The organism is Ralstonia sp. Ralssp135, from assembly GCF_047304345.1.
GTDB classification, from domain to species: domain Bacteria; phylum Pseudomonadota; class Gammaproteobacteria; order Burkholderiales; family Burkholderiaceae; genus Ralstonia; species Ralstonia chuxiongensis.
Map to the genome: position 1 here is coordinate 1 of NZ_JBGLYZ010000023.1, position 19,165 is coordinate 19,165.

At 63.5% G+C, this 19,165-nt stretch carries 20 protein-coding genes and 1 pseudogene; 5 read left to right on the forward strand and 16 right to left on the reverse strand.

Going from position 1 to position 19,165, the window contains the following annotated elements; all coding sequences use genetic code 11:
- The 3 genes and pseudogenes from ACCD03_RS16140 to mltG form a co-directional block, all read right to left on the reverse strand.
- Positions 1-353: pseudogene (locus ACCD03_RS16140) on the reverse strand (DNA polymerase III subunit delta'); the annotation flags it as partial.
- An 81-nt stretch (positions 354-434) separates the two neighbouring features.
- On the reverse strand, positions 435-1,052 hold the full coding sequence (gene tmk / locus ACCD03_RS16145) for a dTMP kinase (RefSeq protein ID WP_325649856.1): 618 nt from the start codon (positions 1,050-1,052) through the stop codon (positions 435-437).
- The gene (mltG, locus tag ACCD03_RS16150) at positions 1,049-2,047 is read right to left on the reverse strand and encodes an endolytic transglycosylase MltG (protein WP_325649858.1); all 999 of its coding nucleotides are present in this window, start codon (positions 2,045-2,047) and stop codon (positions 1,049-1,051) included. The genes tmk and mltG overlap by 4 nt, the downstream gene beginning before the upstream one ends.
- A 133-nt stretch (positions 2,048-2,180) precedes the next feature.
- Here mltG and ACCD03_RS16155 point away from each other — a divergent pair, with 133 nt between their 5' ends.
- The 3 genes from ACCD03_RS16155 (at position 2,181) to ACCD03_RS16165 (ending at position 4,470) form a co-directional block, all read left to right on the forward strand.
- Positions 2,181-3,221 (forward strand): folate-binding protein YgfZ, encoded by a 1,041-nt coding sequence (locus ACCD03_RS16155; protein ID WP_325649860.1) that lies wholly within the window; start codon positions 2,181-2,183, stop codon positions 3,219-3,221.
- A gap of 14 nt (positions 3,222-3,235) precedes the next feature.
- The gene (locus ACCD03_RS16160) at positions 3,236-3,526 is read left to right on the forward strand and encodes a DUF4936 family protein (protein ID WP_260802457.1); all 291 of its coding nucleotides are present in this window, start codon (positions 3,236-3,238) and stop codon (positions 3,524-3,526) included.
- Positions 3,527-3,654: 128 nt separating this feature from the next.
- Positions 3,655-4,470 (forward strand): NRDE family protein, encoded by an 816-nt coding sequence (locus tag ACCD03_RS16165; protein WP_325649863.1) that lies wholly within the window; start codon positions 3,655-3,657, stop codon positions 4,468-4,470.
- A gap of 12 nt (positions 4,471-4,482) precedes the next feature.
- Here the strand turns inward: ACCD03_RS16165 and ACCD03_RS16170 are convergent, their stop codons facing one another.
- The gene (locus ACCD03_RS16170) at positions 4,483-5,391 is read right to left on the reverse strand and encodes a sterol desaturase family protein (RefSeq protein WP_413412279.1); all 909 of its coding nucleotides are present in this window, start codon (positions 5,389-5,391) and stop codon (positions 4,483-4,485) included.
- A 100-nt stretch (positions 5,392-5,491) separates the two neighbouring features.
- On the opposite strand from ACCD03_RS16170, the gene ACCD03_RS16175 reads away from it, so the two are divergent.
- On the forward strand, positions 5,492-6,397 hold the full coding sequence (locus ACCD03_RS16175; protein WP_325649867.1) for a LysR family transcriptional regulator: 906 nt from the start codon (positions 5,492-5,494) through the stop codon (positions 6,395-6,397).
- Here the strand turns inward: ACCD03_RS16175 and ACCD03_RS16180 are convergent.
- Genes ACCD03_RS16180 through ACCD03_RS16190 form a run of 3 tightly spaced genes read right to left on the reverse strand, consistent with a single transcriptional unit; the run spans position 6,387 to position 8,289 of the window.
- Complete coding sequence (locus ACCD03_RS16180) at positions 6,387-6,839, reverse strand: GNAT family N-acetyltransferase (RefSeq protein ID WP_325649869.1); 453 nt, start codon at positions 6,837-6,839, stop codon at positions 6,387-6,389. The genes ACCD03_RS16175 and ACCD03_RS16180 overlap by 11 nt on opposite strands.
- Positions 6,840-6,848: 9 nt before the next feature.
- Positions 6,849-7,286, reverse strand: a complete 438-nt coding sequence (locus ACCD03_RS16185; protein ID WP_024975656.1) for an acyl-CoA thioesterase — start codon at positions 7,284-7,286, stop codon at positions 6,849-6,851.
- A 22-nt stretch (positions 7,287-7,308) separates the two neighbouring features.
- Entirely contained in the window at positions 7,309-8,289 is a 981-nt protein-coding gene (locus ACCD03_RS16190) for an alpha/beta hydrolase (RefSeq protein ID WP_045206330.1), read from the reverse strand.
- A gap of 109 nt (positions 8,290-8,398) precedes the next feature.
- Between ACCD03_RS16190 and ACCD03_RS16195 the strand changes: the two genes are divergently transcribed.
- Entirely contained in the window at positions 8,399-9,547 is a 1,149-nt protein-coding gene (locus ACCD03_RS16195; protein WP_325649873.1) for an iron-containing alcohol dehydrogenase, read from the forward strand.
- 13 nt (positions 9,548-9,560) lie between these two features.
- Here the strand turns inward: ACCD03_RS16195 and ACCD03_RS16200 are convergent, their stop codons facing one another.
- The 9 genes from ACCD03_RS16200 to ACCD03_RS16240 all read right to left on the reverse strand — a co-directional run bounded on the left by ACCD03_RS16200 (position 9,561) and on the right by ACCD03_RS16240 (position 19,097).
- Positions 9,561-10,487, reverse strand: a complete 927-nt coding sequence (locus ACCD03_RS16200) for an alpha/beta hydrolase (RefSeq protein WP_325649875.1) — start codon at positions 10,485-10,487, stop codon at positions 9,561-9,563.
- A 36-nt stretch (positions 10,488-10,523) separates the two neighbouring features.
- Positions 10,524-11,426: an SDR family oxidoreductase gene (locus ACCD03_RS16205; RefSeq protein WP_413412280.1), complete on the reverse strand. Its 903-nt coding sequence runs from the start codon at positions 11,424-11,426 to the stop codon at positions 10,524-10,526.
- A gap of 56 nt (positions 11,427-11,482) precedes the next feature.
- Complete coding sequence (locus ACCD03_RS16210) at positions 11,483-12,439, reverse strand: glutathione S-transferase family protein (RefSeq protein ID WP_413412281.1); 957 nt, start codon at positions 12,437-12,439, stop codon at positions 11,483-11,485.
- Positions 12,440-12,466: 27 nt separating this feature from the next.
- Complete coding sequence (locus ACCD03_RS16215; protein ID WP_045206325.1) at positions 12,467-13,315, reverse strand: class II aldolase/adducin family protein; 849 nt, start codon at positions 13,313-13,315, stop codon at positions 12,467-12,469.
- A gap of 97 nt (positions 13,316-13,412) precedes the next feature.
- Positions 13,413-14,423, reverse strand: a complete 1,011-nt coding sequence (locus ACCD03_RS16220) for an NADP-dependent oxidoreductase (protein WP_413412282.1) — start codon at positions 14,421-14,423, stop codon at positions 13,413-13,415.
- Positions 14,424-14,468: 45 nt separating this feature from the next.
- Complete coding sequence (locus ACCD03_RS16225; protein ID WP_325649884.1) at positions 14,469-15,872, reverse strand: serine hydrolase; 1,404 nt, start codon at positions 15,870-15,872, stop codon at positions 14,469-14,471.
- A gap of 81 nt (positions 15,873-15,953) precedes the next feature.
- Positions 15,954-16,388: a PaaI family thioesterase gene (locus ACCD03_RS16230; RefSeq protein WP_413412283.1), complete on the reverse strand. Its 435-nt coding sequence runs from the start codon at positions 16,386-16,388 to the stop codon at positions 15,954-15,956.
- A 32-nt stretch (positions 16,389-16,420) separates the two neighbouring features.
- Positions 16,421-17,203 (reverse strand): SDR family oxidoreductase, encoded by a 783-nt coding sequence (locus ACCD03_RS16235; RefSeq protein WP_024975647.1) that lies wholly within the window; start codon positions 17,201-17,203, stop codon positions 16,421-16,423.
- A 25-nt stretch (positions 17,204-17,228) separates the two neighbouring features.
- Positions 17,229-19,097, reverse strand: a complete 1,869-nt coding sequence (locus ACCD03_RS16240; protein WP_413412284.1) for an acyl-CoA dehydrogenase — start codon at positions 19,095-19,097, stop codon at positions 17,229-17,231.
- Positions 19,098-19,165: the final 68 nt, after the last annotated feature.

Consider the following 19,165-nt stretch of genomic DNA (forward strand, 5'->3'; position numbering starts at 1 on the left):
ACCCCCACCCCCTCGATCAGGTTGCGGACCTGCTCCATGCGGATGATCTTGCTCGGTGCCTTTTTCTTGCCGTCGGCGTCTTTCTCGGTCTCGGGCGCGTCCTCCATCGCTTCAGGGCGCACGAGGTGGAAATCCGGATGATTGCCCTGCGCAAACCAGTTGCAGGCCGCGCATGTGCCACATGGCTGGCCGTCAGCGACGGGCGTATCGCATAAGAGGCCTTGCGCGAAATGCATGGCGAAATCGCGCTTGCCGGTGCCTGCCTGGCCGTTGAGCAGAATCGCGTGCGGCAACTTGGCCCGCATGGCCTGCAGGCGGGACCAATCAGCGGATTGCCAGGGATAAAGCATCATGAATCAATAGGTTGCGTCAGATTGTTGATGCAAAAACTTGCCGTGAAACCATTATTTCCGTATCCGAAATTGCCTGCAAAATCAGAGCGTTGCAAGCAGATTCTCTAAGTTTTTCTGGATATCGGTCCGCTCCCGGTTGGCATTGAGCACCACAAATCGATCCGGCTCGGCTGCCGCGCGGCGCAGGTATTCGGCACGCGTGCGCAGGAAGAACTGTGCGGACTCGGCTTCGAACTTGTCTGGCGTGCGGGCATCGGCCAAGCGCGCGGCGGCAATCTCAGGGGCCAGATCGAACAGGATGGTCTTTGTCGGCTGCAGACCCTGCTGCACCCAGCGCTCCAACGCCTCCAGCCGGTCGATTGCCAAGCCCCTGCCCCCGCCCTGATAGGCGAACGTGGCGTCGGTAAAACGGTCGGAAATGACCCAGTCACCCGCGTCAAGCGCGGGTTGAATCACCTCGGCGATGTGCTCGCGACGGGCGGCGAACATCAGCAGCGCTTCAGTTTCCAGGTGCATGCGCTCGTGCAGGAGCACTTCGCGCAGTCGCTCACCCAGCGGCGTGCCGCCCGGCTCACGGGTGATGACCAGCTTTTTGCCCTGGGGAGCGAGCTTCGCTTGCAGCTGCTGGGCAAACCACGCCAGGTGCGTGCTCTTGCCCGCCCCGTCGATCCCTTCGAATGTGATGAACTTGCCGGTCATGGTTGGCCGCGCTGATATTTGTTGACGGCCCGGTTGTGGTCCGTCAGGTTGGTCGAAAACTGGCTGCTGCCGTCGCCGCGCGCCACGAAATACAGCGCATCCGACGGTGCCGGGTTCAGCGCCGCCTGCAGCGACGCCATGCCCGGCAACGCGATCGGCGTGGGCGGCAGGCCCGTGCGCGTGTACGTGTTGTACGGCGTGTCGGTCTGCAAGTCGCGCTTGCGCAAATTGCCGTCAAAGCTGGCACCAAGGCCATAGATGACCGTCGGATCGGTCTGCAGCAGCATGTTCTTTCGCAGCCGGTTGACGAACACGGCGGCAATCATTGAGCGCTCCAGCTTCTGGCCAGTCTCTTTCTCAATGATGGAGGCCATGGTCAGCGCTTCGTACGGCGTCTTGTAGGGCAGATCCAGCGAGCGCTTCGCCCAGGCGTCATTCAGGCGCTTCTGCATCGCCTGGTAGGCGTGGCGGTATAGCTCCACATCGCTGCTGCCGCGCGCAAAAAGATAGGTGTCTGGAAAGAACAGGCCTTCCGGGTTGGTTTCGGGCGCGCCGATCTTGCGCATCAGGTCTGCGTCAGACATGCCGGCCGTGTCGTGCTTGAGCGCAGGTTCTGCGTCAACCACTGCCCGCATCTGCCGCATCGACCAGCCCTCGATGACGGTAACGACGTAATGCGTCACCTCGCCACGCGCCATCTTGTCGAGAATGGACATGGGCGTTGCGCCGGTTTCCAGCGCATAACCGCCGGCTTTGAGGCTCTTAGCGTTGCCCGTGGCGCGCGCCAGCACCGAAAACAACTGCGGCTGCACGCCGACGCCGGCGTTGGCAAGCTGCTTGCCGACCGAGATCACGCTCGAGTTCGGTTTGATCACCACCTCCAGCGGCGAGGCCGATAGGCTCACCGGTTGCTGGGCCCACCACACCACACCGCCTACTGCTGCCAGCACAATCAGGATCGCCAGCAGGATCAAGCGTTTGAGAAAAGAGAACATTCTGTTGCGAATCTGCGTGCGGAGCCGGCCGACACCGGCGATTTCCGCACTCTTGAAATGGATAGACAGGGCACAAGCTGCCCTTTAGACAGCCCAATATAATACCGGTCTATCCAAGGCCGCCCCGCACACCATGAACGATGTCTTCCACGATTTTGTCGATACGCTGAGCTTTCCGCCGCTCGACGTGCAATTTGACGCTGCCACGCGCGGCAGCGTGCTCTGCGCACCTACCGATCTTGCGCGCATCGCCGTCGAAGGCGCAGATGCGGCCGAGTTCCTGCATAACCAACTCACCAACGCCGTTACAGGCCTTGGTTTGAACCAGGCACGTCTGGCCGGATATTGCTCGCCCAAGGGCCGGCTGCTTGCCACGCTGTTGATGTGGCGTCAGGCCGATACGATCGTGCTGCAGACAGACAAGGCGATCGCTCCGGCGTTGACCAAGCGCCTGTCGATGTTCGTGCTGCGCGCCAAGGCCAAGCTGCGCCCGATGGACGAGTTCATCGCCATCGGCGTCGCCGGGCCCGATGCGGCGGAAGCGCTGCGCGAGGCCGGTGCCGTGTTGCCTGAACCGGACACCGTCAACGCGGTGGCGCAGCAGCCCGCCACGGTGGGCCAGCAATTCGGCGCGGTCGTCCGCCTGCCGGATGCTGGCGGACGCCCACGCTATCAATGGATGGTCCATGCCGAGCATTTTCAGGAGGCCTGGAAGACGCTGTCGTTGCGCCTGTCGTTGGTCGGCACCGAAGTGTGGGACTGGCTGAGCCTGCAAGCAGGTGTGCCGCACATCACCCTGCCCACGCAGGAACAGTTCGTCCCGCAGATGGTCAACCTGGAATTGCTGGGCGGCGTCGATTTCCGCAAGGGCTGCTACCCGGGGCAGGAAATCGTGGCGCGCAGCCAGTATCGCGGCACGCTCAAGCGGCGCATGCAGCGCGCGCACGTGAATGCACCCACGTCGGCCGGTGCCGAGGTCTACAGCGCAACCGACCCGAACCAACCGTGCGGCATGGTGGTCAACGCAGCCATGGCGCCGGATGGCGGCACCGATCTGCTGGTCGAGCTGAAGCTGGACGCGCTCGACACCGTTATCCACCTGGCCACGCCGGACGGCCCAGTGCTGACGTTGCAAAACCTGCCGTACGTCATTCCCGTTTCGGAAAACGCCTGACACCGGACCCCATCATGGCCGACCACCTGTTCGTCTACTTCCGCATCGCTGAGCATGACGCTGCCGCTGCGCTACCGCGCTGGCAACGTTGGCTCGATACCGTGGAAGAAGCGACAGGCGTCGCAGGCGCCTTGATGCGCCGCCCCGAAACACGCGACGGCCAAGCCACGTGGATGGAGTCTTACGACGACGTCCCGCCCGCCTTTGCGGCCACGCTGGCGGCCCTGTGGGAAACCGGCGGCCCGCGTGAATTCGTCGCGGGCGAACGCCATGCAGAGCTGTTTGTCGATCTAGAAAACAGCTGACGGCGCCCTGCCGCAATCGCCATCGCAAAAATCCGGCAGGCTGCTATGCTTGGCCGAAGCCCGCGCCACACAGGTCGTCACATTGACTATTGGACGTTCGTTGCGCGGCATGTTCAAAGGAAGTGCTCATGTGTTTGATTCTCACGGCCTGGCACGCCCACCCCGACTACGCGCTGGTGGTGGCCGCCAACCGGGACGAATTCTATGACCGCCCTGCCGCGCCGCTGGCGTGGTGGAGCGACGCGCCCAACGTGCTGGCCGGGCGTGACATGGCCCAGGTGGTCGGTCACGCAGGCACGTGGATGGGCATGACGCGCGATGGCCGTTTTGCCGCGCTGACGAATTACCGTGCGCCGTCCGAGCGCCGACCCGATGCGCGCTCGCGCGGGGAACTCGTCTCGAGTTTCCTGACGGCGGACGATATGTCGGTGCCCGCCTATCTCGATAGCCTCACCGCCCGCGACCGGGCATACAACGGCTACAACCTGCTGACCGCCACACGCGACGAACTCTGGTGGACGAGCAACCGCGCCGAAGCGCCGCGCAAGCTCGCGCCCGGCCTGTACGGACTGTCCAACGCATTGCTCGATACGCCGTGGTTCAAGGTGCGGCATCGCATGGCCGCCTTTGCCGAGGCCCTGGCCGCAGATACGGGCCGGCACGGCAATGCGCTGGATGTGGCGCGCTATCTCGATCTGCTCTCTGAAACGCGTGAAGCACCGACCGCCTCCCTGCCCGCCACGGGCGTGGCGCCGGAGTGGGAGAAACTGCTTTCTGCCGCCTTCATCCGTTCGCCGCGCTATGGCACGCGCGCCAGCACCATCGTGCGCATCCGCCACGACGGCTGCTTTGATGTGACCGAGCGCCGCTTCAACGCGGAAGGCCAGATTGGTGAGACGCGCTACCTCGGCGTGCTCGATACCGTCACGCACGCCGATACGTAAGCGCCGCCCCGTTCAGGCCGCTTCCTGCTTGGCGCTCGCGGCCTGATCCCTTGCCATCTCCATTTCGGTGACGGCGGCGCCGCCCGGGCGCAATGCCGAATGTTCGCGCTTGGACTGCACCAGCGGATAGAACATTTGCGCCGTCCAGGGTTCGGCGCCGAACAGCACGTCATCCTGCAAACCGATCTTCGCGGGATATTTGCGCGTGATATGCGCCGTGCCAAACAGCACATCCCAGAAAAACAGCAGGTTGCCGAAGTTGCCCTTGTAGTGGCCGATGCCATCGGCGTTTGTGAGCGCGTGATGCGCCCAGTGCGTGGCGGGCGTGGAAATCGTCCGCTCGATCACCCACATCAACGGACGCAGCGCGCGGATGCGATACAGTGGTGCATCCCACGGCCAGGCGCAATGCGCGCCAACAATGACGGCCAGCTTGACGACCAGGTACGCCGCATAGACGGGTCCAAAGCCCAGGTACACCGCCACACCGCCAATCCACAGGCCCGGCATCATCAGGTAGTAGAAGAAGTTGTTGCGGTACGTAATGCGCACGCTCATGTACGACGCGCTGTGATGCGCGCGGTGCAGCGGCCACAGCAGCGGCGTGTGCGAGGCGCGGTGCCAGAGGTATTGCGTGAGGTCGTCACCGATGAGCAGCAACCCGATCATCGCCCACCAGGGCAGATCCGCCCACGCGTTGTGCTGCGCCGGAATGAGCCACTTGCACAGGGCGTTGCTCCCCAGCAGCGCGATCGGCTGCGTAACGGCGACGAGGCTGATGAACATCAGCACCTCGAGCCAGGCATCGTTGGCGGTCGCGCGGCCGCGCACGTTGGCTTGGTAGCGCCGCGTCACGAACTCCATGACGGCAAATCCAAGGATGCAGGCGACGATCAGCGCGTGCTCCATGTGTGAACTCATCGGTGTCTCCTCGCTTTTGTTGTGGAGACAAGCCTAGGAGTGCGCCCTCAATGCGTCCAATGCATAATGAACATCTATTTAATGCACAAGACGCAATGCCATGGATTTGCGCCGCCTGAGTCACGTCGTAGCCCTTGCCGACACGCTGCACTTCGCGCGTGCCGCGCAAGCGGTGCATCTGAGCCAGCCCGCATTCAGCCGGAGCATCCAGACTATTGAAGACGATCTCGGCATCCGCCTGTTCGATCGCGAAACCGGTGACGTGCGCCCCACGCCCGCCGGCGAATTCGTCATCGAACGCGCGCGGCGCCTGCTGTTCGAGGCACGCTGCCTGCAACGCGACGTTGATCTGTATCGCGACAGCCAACTTGGCGACACGGCCTTCGGTGTCGGCCCGCTGCTGACAGCCACGCTTATGCCCCAGGCACTGCAGGAATTGCGGCATAAGCATCCCCAAGTCGCACTGCGCATGGAGGTCGGCAATTGGGTGCAACTGCTGGAGAGCCTGCGCAGCGAGAACATCGAATTCTTCGCCGCAGACGTGCGCGACATGCCGAAAGATGCCGCGCTCGATATCCAATTGATTGGAGGGCAGCCCCCTCACCTTTACGTACGGGCTGGCCACCCGCTTGCGGGGCGCACGTGCACGCTGCGTGAAGTCTGGGAATACGGCATTGCCGTACCGAAACTCCTGAGCCCGTCGAAGGTGGAGTTGGCGATGCTGCTTGGCCTGCCGGCGGGTCAGGAGGCCAGCATCGCGCTGGAGTGCGACAACTACGGCGTATTGAAGACGGTTGCGCTCACGACGGACACCGTGCTGGGTGCCACGGACGCCGCCGTGCGGGAGGAGCTGGAAAGCGGCGCGCTGGTGCGGCTGGCGGTGAAGGGTTGGCTATCGCCGCCATCCACGACGGGGATTGTGCGGCTGCACGGCAGAACCGCGTCGCCGGCAGCGCAGGCGGCCATCGCAGCCATTGTGCGGGCCGCCCAGGATATCAACGTGTAAGCACGCGACGCATGGTCCGGTGCGGAATGCCGGCCTCTTCAAACTCTTCGCCCTCGGCCGTAAAGCCTGCGCGCGTGTAGAACGGCATGGCGTGGGTTTGCGCGTTCAGGATCAGCTCGGGGTAGCCCAGCGACTGCGCCTTGTCGATCAAGGCTTCCAGCACGCGCGCGCCAACGCCCGTGCCGCGCGCCTCCTTGCGCACCGCCATCCGGCCGATATGGCCATCGGGCAGCAGGCGGCCGGTGGCGACAGCGCGCCCGGCCGTGTCGTGTGCCAGCGCGTGCCAGCACTGGTCGTCCCACGCGTCCCATTCCAGTTCAACAGGCACACCTTGTTCGGTGACGAACACGTCGTAGCGGATGGCGCGGGCTTCTTCGCGCACGGCGTCCCAGCGGGCAACTTCAACACCGGCAAGCGGGCGGACAGATTCAGGGGCAGTCATGCTCAGTTCTCACACTTCAGGCTTCAGAACTTCAAAGTTGAGGATGCGTTCGCGCAGCGTATCGGGAATCGGCGCGGAGGTCTGCGTGGCAGGGTCGGCACACACGTAGATGACTTCGCCGGTGACGAGGTGTTCGTCTGCGCGATACATCTCAATGATAAAGCGCATGCTCGAGCGGCCCAGACGCGCCACACGGCAGCGCAGGTCCAGCTCATCGTCAAAGCGCGCGGAGGCATGATATTCGAGCGTGGATTTGACCACGTAGAAATCCACGCCAAAGGTGTCGACCACATCCACGGGATACCGCACGCCGATGCTGCGCCAGTATTCGGTGATGCACACATCGGCGTACAGCAGATAGTGGCCATTGAAGACGATGCTCTGCGCATCGACTTCGGCCCAGCGTACGCGCAGCGGCGTGCTGTGGCGGAAATCCTCGATCGCCATGTGGTCCTCTCTCTTGCGCTCGTTATGTGGATTCGGTTTCGGTGCCGAAGGCGCGGCGTAGCGCGTTGGCAGCATCGCGGTGCGCGTCTTCCACAGCCGGCACGAAGCGCCCGATCTTGAAGAAGTCGTGAATCATGCCTTCGTACAGTTTCAGCTCGACCGGCACCTCCGCTGCGCGCAGCTTGTTGGCATAGCCGATGCCGGCATCGCGGATTGGGTCGAAGCCCGCCACGGCAATCCACGCGGGGCACACGCCGGTGACGTCCGCGCCGTGGCCACCGGCATCGAGCGGGGCGAAACGCCAGTCGTCGCGATCAGCGTCGCTGCGCAGGTATTGCGAGAAGAACCAGTGAATCATCTCCTGCGTGAGCAAATAGCCCTCGGCAAACTCGCGGTGCGACGGTGTGGATTCACGCGCGGTGGTGCCGGGGTAGATCAGCAGTTGCAGCACCGGTGCCAAGCCGCGATTGCGTGCCTCAATGGCACTCACAGCAGCCAGCGTACCGCCCGCGCTGTCGCCGCCGAAAGCGATGCGTGCCGGGTCGGCGCCGATGGTGGCGGCTTCATCGAACACCCATTGCAGTACGTCGAACGCGTCGTTCGCTGCGGTTGGAAATTTCCAGTCGGGCCCAAGCCGGTAATCCACCGACAACACCATCGCCCCCGATTTGGCCGCCAGCGACCGGCAAAGCTGGTCGTGTGTCTTGATGCTGCCCACGGTAAAACCGCCGCCATGGAAATACACTAGCAGCGGCAATGGATCTGCCCAGCTGGCTTCGCGCGCCGCGTATGTCCGAATGGGAATGACATGGCCATCACGCGCAGTTACCGTCAGGTCGTGCACGGCTTCCAGCGGGATGGGCGGGATATCGACAATGGGGCTGCTCTTTTCGTAGGCGATCTTGGCGTCGGCGGGGTCCAGTGCATTCAGCGGCGGACGCTTGGCACGCGCAACCAGATCGAGTAACTGGGCGACGTGCGAGTCGAGAGACGGGTGCTGCATGAGGGCAAGAACTGAACGATCGTTCTAATTTGGCTATCATCGGAGTATCCATTGAACCACGCCCGCACGGCAAGACGGGCGACGCCGACAATCACCATACGGAGACAGCATGGCCCTCATCTTCTACCTCACCCACGTTCACCTTGGTTTTGGCACCGTCAACGAACTGAAAAGCGAATGCGCACGCGTCGGCATCCGCCGGCCGATGATCGTGACCGACAAAGGAGTGGCCGCCGCCGGGCTTGCACAGCGCGCGATTGACGCCACGGGCGGCCTGCCCGTCACCGTGTTCGACGAGACGCCTTCCAACCCGACCGAGGCGATGGTGCTCAAGGCCACCGCGCAATACAAAGACGCCGGTTGCGACGGGCTGATCGCCATCGGCGGTGGTTCGTCGATCGATTTGGCCAAGGGGATTGCGATTGCGGCCACGCACCCGGAGCCGCTCACCACCTACGCGACCATCGAGGGCGGCAGCACGAAGATCACCGAAGCGGCGGCGCCGCTGATTGCGATCCCCACCACGGCCGGTACCGGCAGCGAGGTGGCGCGCGGCGCGATCATCATCCTGGAAGACGGCCGCAAGCTTGGTTTCCACTCGTGGCACCTGCTGCCCAAGTCAGCCATCTGCGATGCCGAGCTGACGCTGGGTCTGCCGCCTGCGTTGACGGCCGCCACCGGCATGGATGCGATTGCGCATTGCATCGAAACCTTTCTCGCACCCGCGTTCAACCCGCCTGCGGACGGCATTGCGCTGGATGGCCTCGAGCGTGCGTGGGCCAACATCGAGCGCGCCACGCGCGATGGCGCTGACCGCGATGCGCGGCTGAACATGATGAGCGCATCAATGCAGGGTGCGATGGCGTTCCAAAAAGGCCTGGGGTGCGTGCACTCGTTGTCGCACCCGCTGGGCGGCGTCAAGGTCAATGGCAAAACGGGGCTGCACCACGGCACGCTCAACGCGGTGGTGCTGCCGGCGGTGCTGCGCTTCAACGAGACGGCCGAGACGGTGGTGCGAGACAACCGCTACGCGCGCATGCGCCGCGTGATGAATCTTCCGGCCGGCGCGGACCTCGCCCAGGCGGTGCATGACCTGACGGCGCGCCTCGGCCTGCCAACGGGCCTGCGCCAGATGGGCGTGCCGGAAGATGCGCTGGAACATGTGGTGGAAGGCGCCCTGCTCGACCACTGCCACAAGAGCAACCCGCGCATCGCCACGGCGGACGACTACCGCCGCATGCTGGCGGAGTCGATGTAACTAACGCAGGCGCTCAGGAAACGAACGACCGGATCAGCGCGGTAATGCGCTCCGGTTGTTCGTGCACGACCCAGTGCGTGCCGTCGGGAATGCGCTCCAGGCGCATGTCGGGAATGAAGCGCTCCAGCCCATTGAGCAGGCTTTTCGGCAGCGCCATGTCCATCTCGCCCCAGATCACGAGCGTAGGCACCTTCACGACAAACGCCTCGGGCGGCATCTGGTCAATGCGCAACGGCGCAACGCCCTCGGTGGGCGGATGCAACGGTGAGGCACGGTAGTAGTTCACGCCACCGGTCAGGCCGTGGGAACCGCCCTCGCCGGGCTGGCTCCAGGCAGCGTGATAGCGCGCTCGCACCTCGGGCGTGAACCATTCGGCCACCGGCTGCCCCATGCCGTGAAAGAAACCTTCGAGCTTTTCAAAATCGTTAGCGGCCAGCGCGTCTTCCGAACCCGGCTGGCGCAACCAGTTCATATACGCCGATGAGGCCTGCTGCGCCGGATCGCTCAGCAGCGCATTCGCAAACACCCACGGATGCGGCGAATTGACGATCACCAACCGCTCGACCGCCTCCGGATGCTGGATGGCGAGGTTCCAGCAGATTGCCCCGCCCCAGTCGTGCGCCACCACGATGGCGCGCTCGTAGCCCAGCGCCGTGATGAACTGCGTCAGATCCTGCACCAGGAACTTCGGACGATACGCATCCACCGCCGCCGGCTTGCTCGACAGGTTGTAGCCGCGCATGTCGGGCGCAACGGCAAAGTGCGTGTCGCCAAACGCAGCAAGCTGTGCTTCCCACTCGTACCAGAACTCCGGAAAGCCGTGAACGAACAGCAACAGCGGCGCGCCACGCTTGCCGGCGCTGGCGTAATGCAGCCGCGTGCCGTTAGGCAGATCGGCGAATTGCGATTCCGTGATAGCGGCAGCCGTTGCAGTGTTCATGGCGATCTCGGAGTAGTGGCAGTCGTAGAGGTGGAATTACCCGCGCAGCGCATCGACCAGACGCGCGCGCACGTCGGGCTTGCCTTCAAACGGATCAGACGGATTGCGCTGCGAGATGATGTCTTCAAAGCGATGTTGCACAGGCGCCAGCGCATGCGGGTGCGAGTAGATATAGAAGCCCGCGTTGCGGATCGCGTCGAAGGTCATCTGGCCGACTTGCTCGGCGGTGACCTTGCCGGAACTGACAGCCTTTTCCGACATAGCCCGTGAAACCAGCTGCGACTTTGTGGGCGGCGCCGTGTTGGCCAGATCCTGCGGGCGGTTGCGGTCAGACTGCGTAATGCCGGTCGGCACAAAGTACGGGCACAGCACCGAGCAATGGATCTGCTCGGTCACCAGGCTCAAGTCTTGATACAGCGATTCGGACAGCGCCACCACCGCGTGCTTGGACACGTTATAGATGCCCATGGCCGGCGCATTCAGCAGCCCCGCCATCGACGCCGTATTGACGATATGGCCCTCGTATGACGGATCTTTCTTGGCGGCTTCCAGCATCAGCGGCGTGAAGATGCGCACACCGTGAATGACGCCGTGCAGGTTCACACCGAGCACCCAATCCCAGTCGCGCTCGGTGTTCTCCCAGATCAGGCCACCGGCGCCCACGCCGGCGTTGTTGAACAGCAGGTTGACCTTGCCGAACGCCTTGATGGCCGCATCGGCCAGCGCCTGCACGTCTTCCACTTTCGACACGTCGACGCGCAGGCCAATCACGTCCACGCCCTGCGCCGAGAATTCGGCTACCGCGGCATCCAGCGCATCCTGCTGGATATCGGCCAGCACCAGCTTCATGCCCAACCCGGCAGCGTTCTTGGCGAACTCCTTGCCGAAACCCGACGCACCGCCCGTGATGACGGCCACACCGCCTGCGAATTGCTTCATACGTGTCTCACTGATGTCGTTGTAATAGGAAAAGCGATCGAGATGGCCAAGCCGTGTCAGCCTGCCGCCTCAACCTTGCGCACGGCATAACCGACGCGCGGAAAATGCACCACCACCTGGCCGATGCGCGGGTCTTCGCGCAGCACGCCGACGCTGTCGCGTGTGGAGACCACGAGGTCCCCTTCAACAGGATCGACGCCGTAGTCAACCGCGGCCACTGTCACGCGCGTGCCTTTGGGTAGGCCGTGGCTGTCGTCGAAGGTGGCGTTCGTTTCAGTCAGCGCGCGCGGTGTGGCGGCCTTGGCAATGTCCAGCGCTTCGGCAGGCGTCATCGGTTGCGCTTGCGAGTGACCGAATGCCGCAACGCGATGCATCCATGCGACGACTTCCGGGTGCGCATCAAGGATGCCGGCCACCGCCGTTGCGCGGCGGATGAACCACAGGCAGTGGTAGACGGAAAAATCGGCCACGGTCGGCTGCTCGCCAAACAGGAAGATGCGTTCGCCTGTTGCAAACTGCCGCTCCAGTTGCGCGAGGAACACCTGCAGCGTGGAGGTGGCTTCCGGCAGCGGCGTGCGCAAGCCAGTGCCGCCCACACGCATTGCCTTGCGGTCTTCCACGAAGGCTTTGACGAAGGCTTCCGGTGCATCACCGAACAGGCTCTGGAAGCCCGCCGGCTGCGTCACGAAAGTTGCGGTGGCCCAGAACAGCGTCGTATCGGCCCACTGCGCCATCGAAAACACCGCTGCGGCATGGTCTGAGGGATACAGCGTCGGTGCGGGATGAATCGACTCCAGCACCTGCGCGATCAGCGCGGTATCGCAATAAATGTCCGCGCCGATCTGCAGGAACGGCGTGCGCCGGTAGCCGCCGGTAAGCGGCATCACATCCGGCTTGGGCAGGATCACAGGCACCGTGACGGACTTCCACGGCTGGTCCTTGTAGCCAAGGATCAAGCGCACCTTCTCAGAAAACGGCGAGGTGGCGTAGTGATGCAGGATCAGGTCCGTCATGCGTGCTCCAGGGATTTGCAATGCCGATCAGTCGAGCAGATCGGGTTGTTCTTTGACGATGCGCGCATATAGCGGCTGGAATTGGAACCACCCCGCCTGCGCCGACCCGACGATCGAATACGCCTGACGGGCAGCGGCATCGGAAATCGTGCGCGGTGCGCCACCGGTGCGGGCAGCGGCGGCTTCGGCCAGCAACTGCACCTGGCAGGAGCGCTCCATCGTGATGAACCACCATGCTGCTTCGTCGACCGTCTTGCCGACCGTCAGCAGGCCGTGGTTCTGCAGGATGGCGGCCTTGTTGTTGCCGAGTGCTTCTGCAATGCGCTGGCCTTCGTCCAGCTCGACCACCACGCCGCCGAAATCGTCATACAGCGCGTGGTCTTCGTAGAACGCACACACGTCCTGCGTGAGCGGATCGAGCTTGCGGCCGAGCGTGGACCACGCGCGCCCATATGTGCTGTGCGAGTGCGCAGCGGCGACTGCATCCGGTCGTGCCTGATGCACGCGCGAGTGAATCGCAAACGCTGCAGCGTTGACCGGGTAATCGCCTTCAACCACGTTGCCGTGGTGATCGCAGCGGATGAGGTTCGACACCGTCACTTGGCTGAAATGCACACCGAACGGGTTCACCCAGAAGCTGTCCTGGTGTTCCGGATCGCGCGCCGTGATGTGCCCGGCCACGCCTTCGTCGAAACCGAATTTCGAGAACAGGCGGAACGCTGCAGCCAGGCGCTGTTTGCGGTGCAGGCGCTCTTCGGCCACGGTGGCAAATTGCGGCGGACGTGGCAGGTTGCGATAGCGGGCAGCTGCCTCGGGGCTGAGGCTGGCGGCCATGCTGTCGGGCCGCTTGGCTTGCGTCGTTTCAGGTGCGTTCATGGTGTCTCCTTCACGCGTTCGTTGTGGGTGGGGCCATTCTGTGGCGGCCCTCGCCCGGCGGACTGTCAAGCGATTGACAGTCCGCGTGCGGCACAACTTAAACCAGCTTGACAAGTTGCTTGCCGAAGTTCTTGCCCTTGAGCAGGCCCATGAACGCTTCCGGTGCGCTCGCCAAGCCCTCTGCCACGCTCTCGCGGAACTTCAGCTTGCCTTGCGCCACGAAACCGCCCAGTTCGCGCAGTGCTTCCGGCCATACGTCCATGTGTTCGGAGACGATGAAGCCCTCGATGGTCAGGCGCGATACCAGGATCAATTGCGGGTTCTGCAGCGGCAGCGGCTGGCCATCGTAGCCGGCGATCATGCCGCACATAGCGATGCGGCCGAACGGGTTCATGCGCGACAGCACGGCATCCAGGATCGAGCCACCCACGTTCTCGAAGTACGAATCGATGCCATCGGGCGTAGCCTCTTTGAGCATCTTGTACAGCTCCTTCGGATCCTTGGCGGCCTTGTAGTCGATGCAGGCATCAAAGCCCAGTTCGTTGACCACGTAATCGCACTTGTCCTTGCCGCCGGCAAAGCCCACGGCGCGGCAGCCCTTGAGCTTGGCAAGCTGCCCCACCACGCTGCCCACTGCGCCGGAAGCAGCACTCACCGCCACGGTCTGGCCGGGCTTGGGCAGCATGATCTTGTTCAGGCCATACCACGCCGTCACGCCCGGCATACCGACCGAGCCGAGATACGCCGACAGCGGAATGTGGCGCGTATCCACCTTCTGGATGCCGCGGCCGTCCGACACGCCCACTTCTTGCCAGCCGAACATGCCAACGACGTTGTCGCCCACGGCAAACGACGGGTTCTTGGACGCTTCCACCACGCCAACGGTGCCGCCGATCATCACTTCATCAAGCGGCTGCGGCTGCGCATACGACTTGCTGTCGTTCATGCGTCCGCGCATGTACGGATCGAGCGAGAGGAAATGGTTGCGCACCAGCACTTGGCCGTCCTGCAGTTCCGGAATCTCCACCGTCTCCAGGCGGAAGTTGTCGGGCGTCACGGCCCCTTGCGGGCGCGAAGCCAGAACGATGCGCTGATAGGTCTTCGACATAAAAAAACGCTCCTGAATATCGGATATCGGTGTTGGGTCGGGTTGTTACTTGTGTTGCATGAAATACTCGGCCAGCGCCGCATATGCGCGGTGCGTGACCGGATCGTTGGCAGCATTGGCTGCGATCGGGTGCGAGGCATAGCGCACGATCGTCATCTGGGCCACCGGATCAATATAGATGCGCTGGCCATGGATGCCGCGCGCTTCGAACGTGCGGTGGTCGTTGCTCGAAACCCACCACATGTTGCGATACGAATAGCCGGGCAGCGTCGTGTAGCCTGCCTTGGCAAACTTGGCCGGGTCACCACCGCGGCGGATGTCTTCGATCACGCTCTTGGGCAGGATCTGCTTGCCGTTGAAGCGGCCGTCGTTGCGGATCATCTCGCCAAAGCGCGCCAGATCGCGCAGCGTGGTGTTCAGCCCGCCGCCGCCCGATTCCGTACCGATGCTGTCGACCGAGAAGTACGCGTCATCCTGTGCGCCCATCGGTTGCCAGATGCGCTCGGACAGCAGCGCCGCCAGCGACTTGTTTGACGCACGGCGCACGATCCACGCCAGCGTTTCAGCGTTGACGGTCTTGTACGAAAACTCCGCGTCGTGCTCACCTTCCTTGCGCAGCGTCGTCAGGTAATCGTAGAAATTGTCGGGGCCTTTGTAACCAGCCGGACGCGGCAGCATGCCGCCGGCGCGGGCGTACGCCCAGACATCGGCGTTCGGGTCGGCATAGTTTTCGGAGTAATGCACACCCACGGTCATGTCCATGACCTGGCGCACGGTGGCGTCGCCGTAGGCGGTGTCCTTCAGTTCCGGCACGTACTGCGTAACAGGCGCGGCCGGATCGAGCTTGCCGTCGGCCACCAGCATGGCGGCCAGAGTGCCGACAAACGATTTCGTGACCGACATGGCGATGTGCTGCGTATGCGCATCGAGCGCGCCAAAGTAGCGCTCGTACACCACCTTGCCCTTGTGCATGACGAGGATGCCGTCGGTGTAGGTGAGCTTGAGCGCTTCGGCAAACGTACGGCGCGTGCCGTTCGGATCGGTAAACAGCACGCCGCTGATGTCACGCTCTGCGCGTGGCAGCTTGCTGACGGGACCGTCGCCGTGCCACACCACACGCGTCGGCACAAACTCGCGCACGTGGCTGTAACCATAGCGCGTGCGTGGGAACATGTTGCCCGCCAGGTCAAAGCGGATGATGCGATCGGGCGGCGGCGGGAAGCCTTGCATCCAGCCCATCTTGTTCGGATCAGATTCGTCGGCCGTAAGCGGCTTCTGCATCGGCGGATTGGGCGCGGGCGGCGGCTGCACGGCGGTCGATGCACTGGCAGCCGGTGCGTCGGCCGGCGCGGGGTTGGAGGCGCATCCTTCCAGGGTCATGGTCAGTCCGGTGCAGCAAAGCAGAGTGATGGCAAGGGCAGACGCCGTCCGCCGCGCAGGGTGTTGCATGCTTGTCTCCGTGGTTGCTCTTTTTGTGTGTCGGACGCTGTCCGGCGTGCAACTGGGTACTGCAACTGCGGTGTTGTCTGGTCAGCCGTCCGCGCCGGGTTCGGGGGGGCGCGGCGACGGCATACGCTTGACGAACTTGAACGTGCCCGAGCCGCGCGCGACCAGCTTGTCATCTGTGTCGCGCACCTCGCCTTCGCAAAACGCCATGGTGGTGGACTGGTGCACACAACGGGCGCTGGCCTTGAGCGTGCCGCGCCCGGGCTGCATGAACGCCGTCTTCATCTCGATCGTCACCACGCCGCGGCCGTGCACGTCGGCCGAGCGGCCGGCCATGGCCATGGCGACGTCGAGCATCGTCATGGTCACGCCGCCGTGGGCCATTTCCCAGCTGTTCATGTGCTGCGCTTCGAGGGCAAGCTCGACCACGCCCTCGCCATCGGCCACCTTCAGGCAGCGCATGCCGAGAAGCTTCAGGAAAGGGATGTCGATCGGAAAACCGTTGTTGTCTGCGTTCATGCTGCGTCAGAAAGAGTGAGAAGCAGCCGAAATTAGACCACGCTCACGCCACCGTCGACGGCGAGGATCTGGCCGGTGATGTGCTTGGAGGCATCCGACGCGAACAGGGCGGCCACGCCTTTGAGGTCTTCGTCGTCGCCAATGCGATGCAGCGGCGAGCGCTCGGCCAGCTTGTCCACACCAAGCTTTTCCAGCGACCCGCGCGTCATCTTCGACGGAAAGAAGCCCGGCGCAATCGCGTTGACGGTGATGTTGTGCTCGCCCCACTCACCGGCCAGCGCGCGCGTGAAGTTGACCACCGCGCCCTTGCTGGTGTTGTAGGCAATCGTGTCCAGCGAGCCCGGCGGATTGCCCTTCAGGCCCGCAATCGACGCCACATTGACGATCTTTCCGTACTTGCGCGGGATCATCGAACGCTTGCCGATCTGCTGCGTGAGCAGGAACAGGCCGCGGATGTTCAGATTCATCACCTTGTCCCAGGCTTCGACCGGGTGGTCTTCCGCCGGCGAGCCCCACGTCGCACCCGCGTTGTTGACGAGAATGTCGATGTGGCCGAGCTTGGCAAGCGCCTCGTCGGCTAGGCGCTGGATGTCGGCTTCGATGGCGCCGTCGGCCGCAATCCAGTCGGCCTCGATGCCGAGCGACTTCAGGTGTGCCTGCGCTTCCTTCAGCTCATCGGCCTTGCGGGCAGACAAAACGATGCGCGCGCCCTGCTCGCCCAGTGCTTCGGCAATCTGCAGGCCGAGCCCGCGCGAGCCGCCCGTGATGAGCGCCGTCTTGCCGGAAAGATCAAACAGATGCTTGAGCGTACCCATGGTGTCTCCTGTGTCGTTATCGTAGTTAGAACCAAGCGTCCTGCATGTCCAGCGTTGTGGTGTCGAGCGAGCCCAGCAGTGCGATCTGCGGGTCGATCTTCGGCAGTTCCCACTGGAAGAAGTAGCGCGCGGCCTGCAGCTTGCCGCGATAGAAGTCAGCGTCTTCGCCCTGCGCGTTCGGCAGCGCCTTTGCGGCAGACAGGGCCTGTTCCAGCCAGATCCACGCGACAACAACATGGCCGAACGCTTCCAGATAGACCGAGGCGTTCGCCAGCGTCACGCGCGGGTCGCCAGCGGCCCACAGCGTTTGCGTGACCTTGGCCAATTTCTGTATGGCCATGCCAAGCGCGCGGCCGTAGCCGACCAGCGTTTCATCGTCGGTTTCCAACGCGCGGCCGACGGTGGCCTGCACGCGCTCACCCAATGCAGTGAAGGCGGCGCCATCCTGCATCACGACCTTGCGGCCCAGCAGGTCCAGGCCCTGGATGCCATGCGTGCCCTCGTGAATCGGGTTCAGTCGGTTGTCGCGGTAGAACTGTTCTACGTTGTATTCGCGCGTGTAGCCGTAGCCGCCATGCACCTGGATCGCCAGGCTGTTGGCTTCCAGGCACCACTGCGACGGCCAGCTTTTCGCAATCGGCGTGAGGATGTCGAGCAGCAGGCCGAGCTTTGCGCGCTTGGCCGCGTCGGTTTCCCCGCGCTCTTCATCGACGAGCTTGGCGCAATACAGGTTCAGACCAAGCGCGCCTTCCACGTACGCCTTCTGCGCCAGCAGCATGCGACGCACATCAGCGTGATCGACGATGCGGATTTGCGCAGACGCTGCATCCTTGCCCGACGGCCCGACCGGACGGCCCTGCGGGCGATTGCGCGCGTAGTCCACCGCATGCAGATAACCCGTGTAGCCGAGCATCGTTGCGCCCATGCCGACGCCGATGCGCGCCTCGTTCATCATGTGGAACATGCACGCGAGGCCCTTGTGCGGCTCGCCGACGAGGTAACCGATGGCACCGGCGCGCGGCTGGCCGTCTGCACCTTTCGGGCGAAACTGCGTGCCCTCGCCAAAGTTCAGCAGGCAGTTGGTCGTGCCGCGATAGCCCATCTTGTGGTTCAGGCCGGCCAGCACCACGTCATTGCGCTCACCGAGCGAGCCATCGGCATTGACGAGGAACTTCGGCACGATGAAGAGCGAAATGCCCTTCACGCCCGGAATCAGCTTGCCGTCCGGGCCGGGAATCTTCGCCAGCACGAGGTGGACGATGTTTTCCGACAGTTCGTGTTCACCAGCGGAGATCCACATCTTGTTGCCGGTCAGACGGTATTGCGCGCCAAGTGGCGACTCGCCTTCGTATTCGGCTCGCGTGACGATGTCCGACAGCGACGAGCCTGCCTGCGGCTCCGACAGGCACATCGTGCCGTAGAAGCGGCCTTCCATCTCGGGCTGCACGAAGGTCTCGATTTGCGCGGGCGTGCCGTGCGCGAGCAGCAGATTCGCGTTGCCGATGGTGAGAAACGGATACGAGCTGGTGCCGACGTTGGCGGCCTTGAAGAAGCCGAAGCCGGCTTTCTCGACTACGGTGGGCAGTTGCATGCCGCCGCGTTCAAAGTCCTGCCCGGCAGCCATCAGGCCCGCTTTGTTGAAGGCGTCCAGCGCGACCTTCACTTCGGGGATGATGTGGACCTTGTTGCCGTCGAAGTGCGGTTCTTCCTGGTCGTTTTTCTTGTTGTGTGGGGCAAACAAGTCCGTTGCGATGCGCTCGCACGTATCGAGTGCGGCGTCGAAGGTTTCGCGGGAGTGATCAGCGTAACGGGGGATGCTTGTGAGTGACTCGACGTTGAGCCATTCGTAGAGCAGGAAGCTCAGGTCGCGGCGGGATAGCAGTTTCGAGGACATGATGTTGGTGCATCCTGTGTTTCGTCCCCTGCCGGGGCCGACTTACTTTCTTTGTCTTGCCAAAGAAA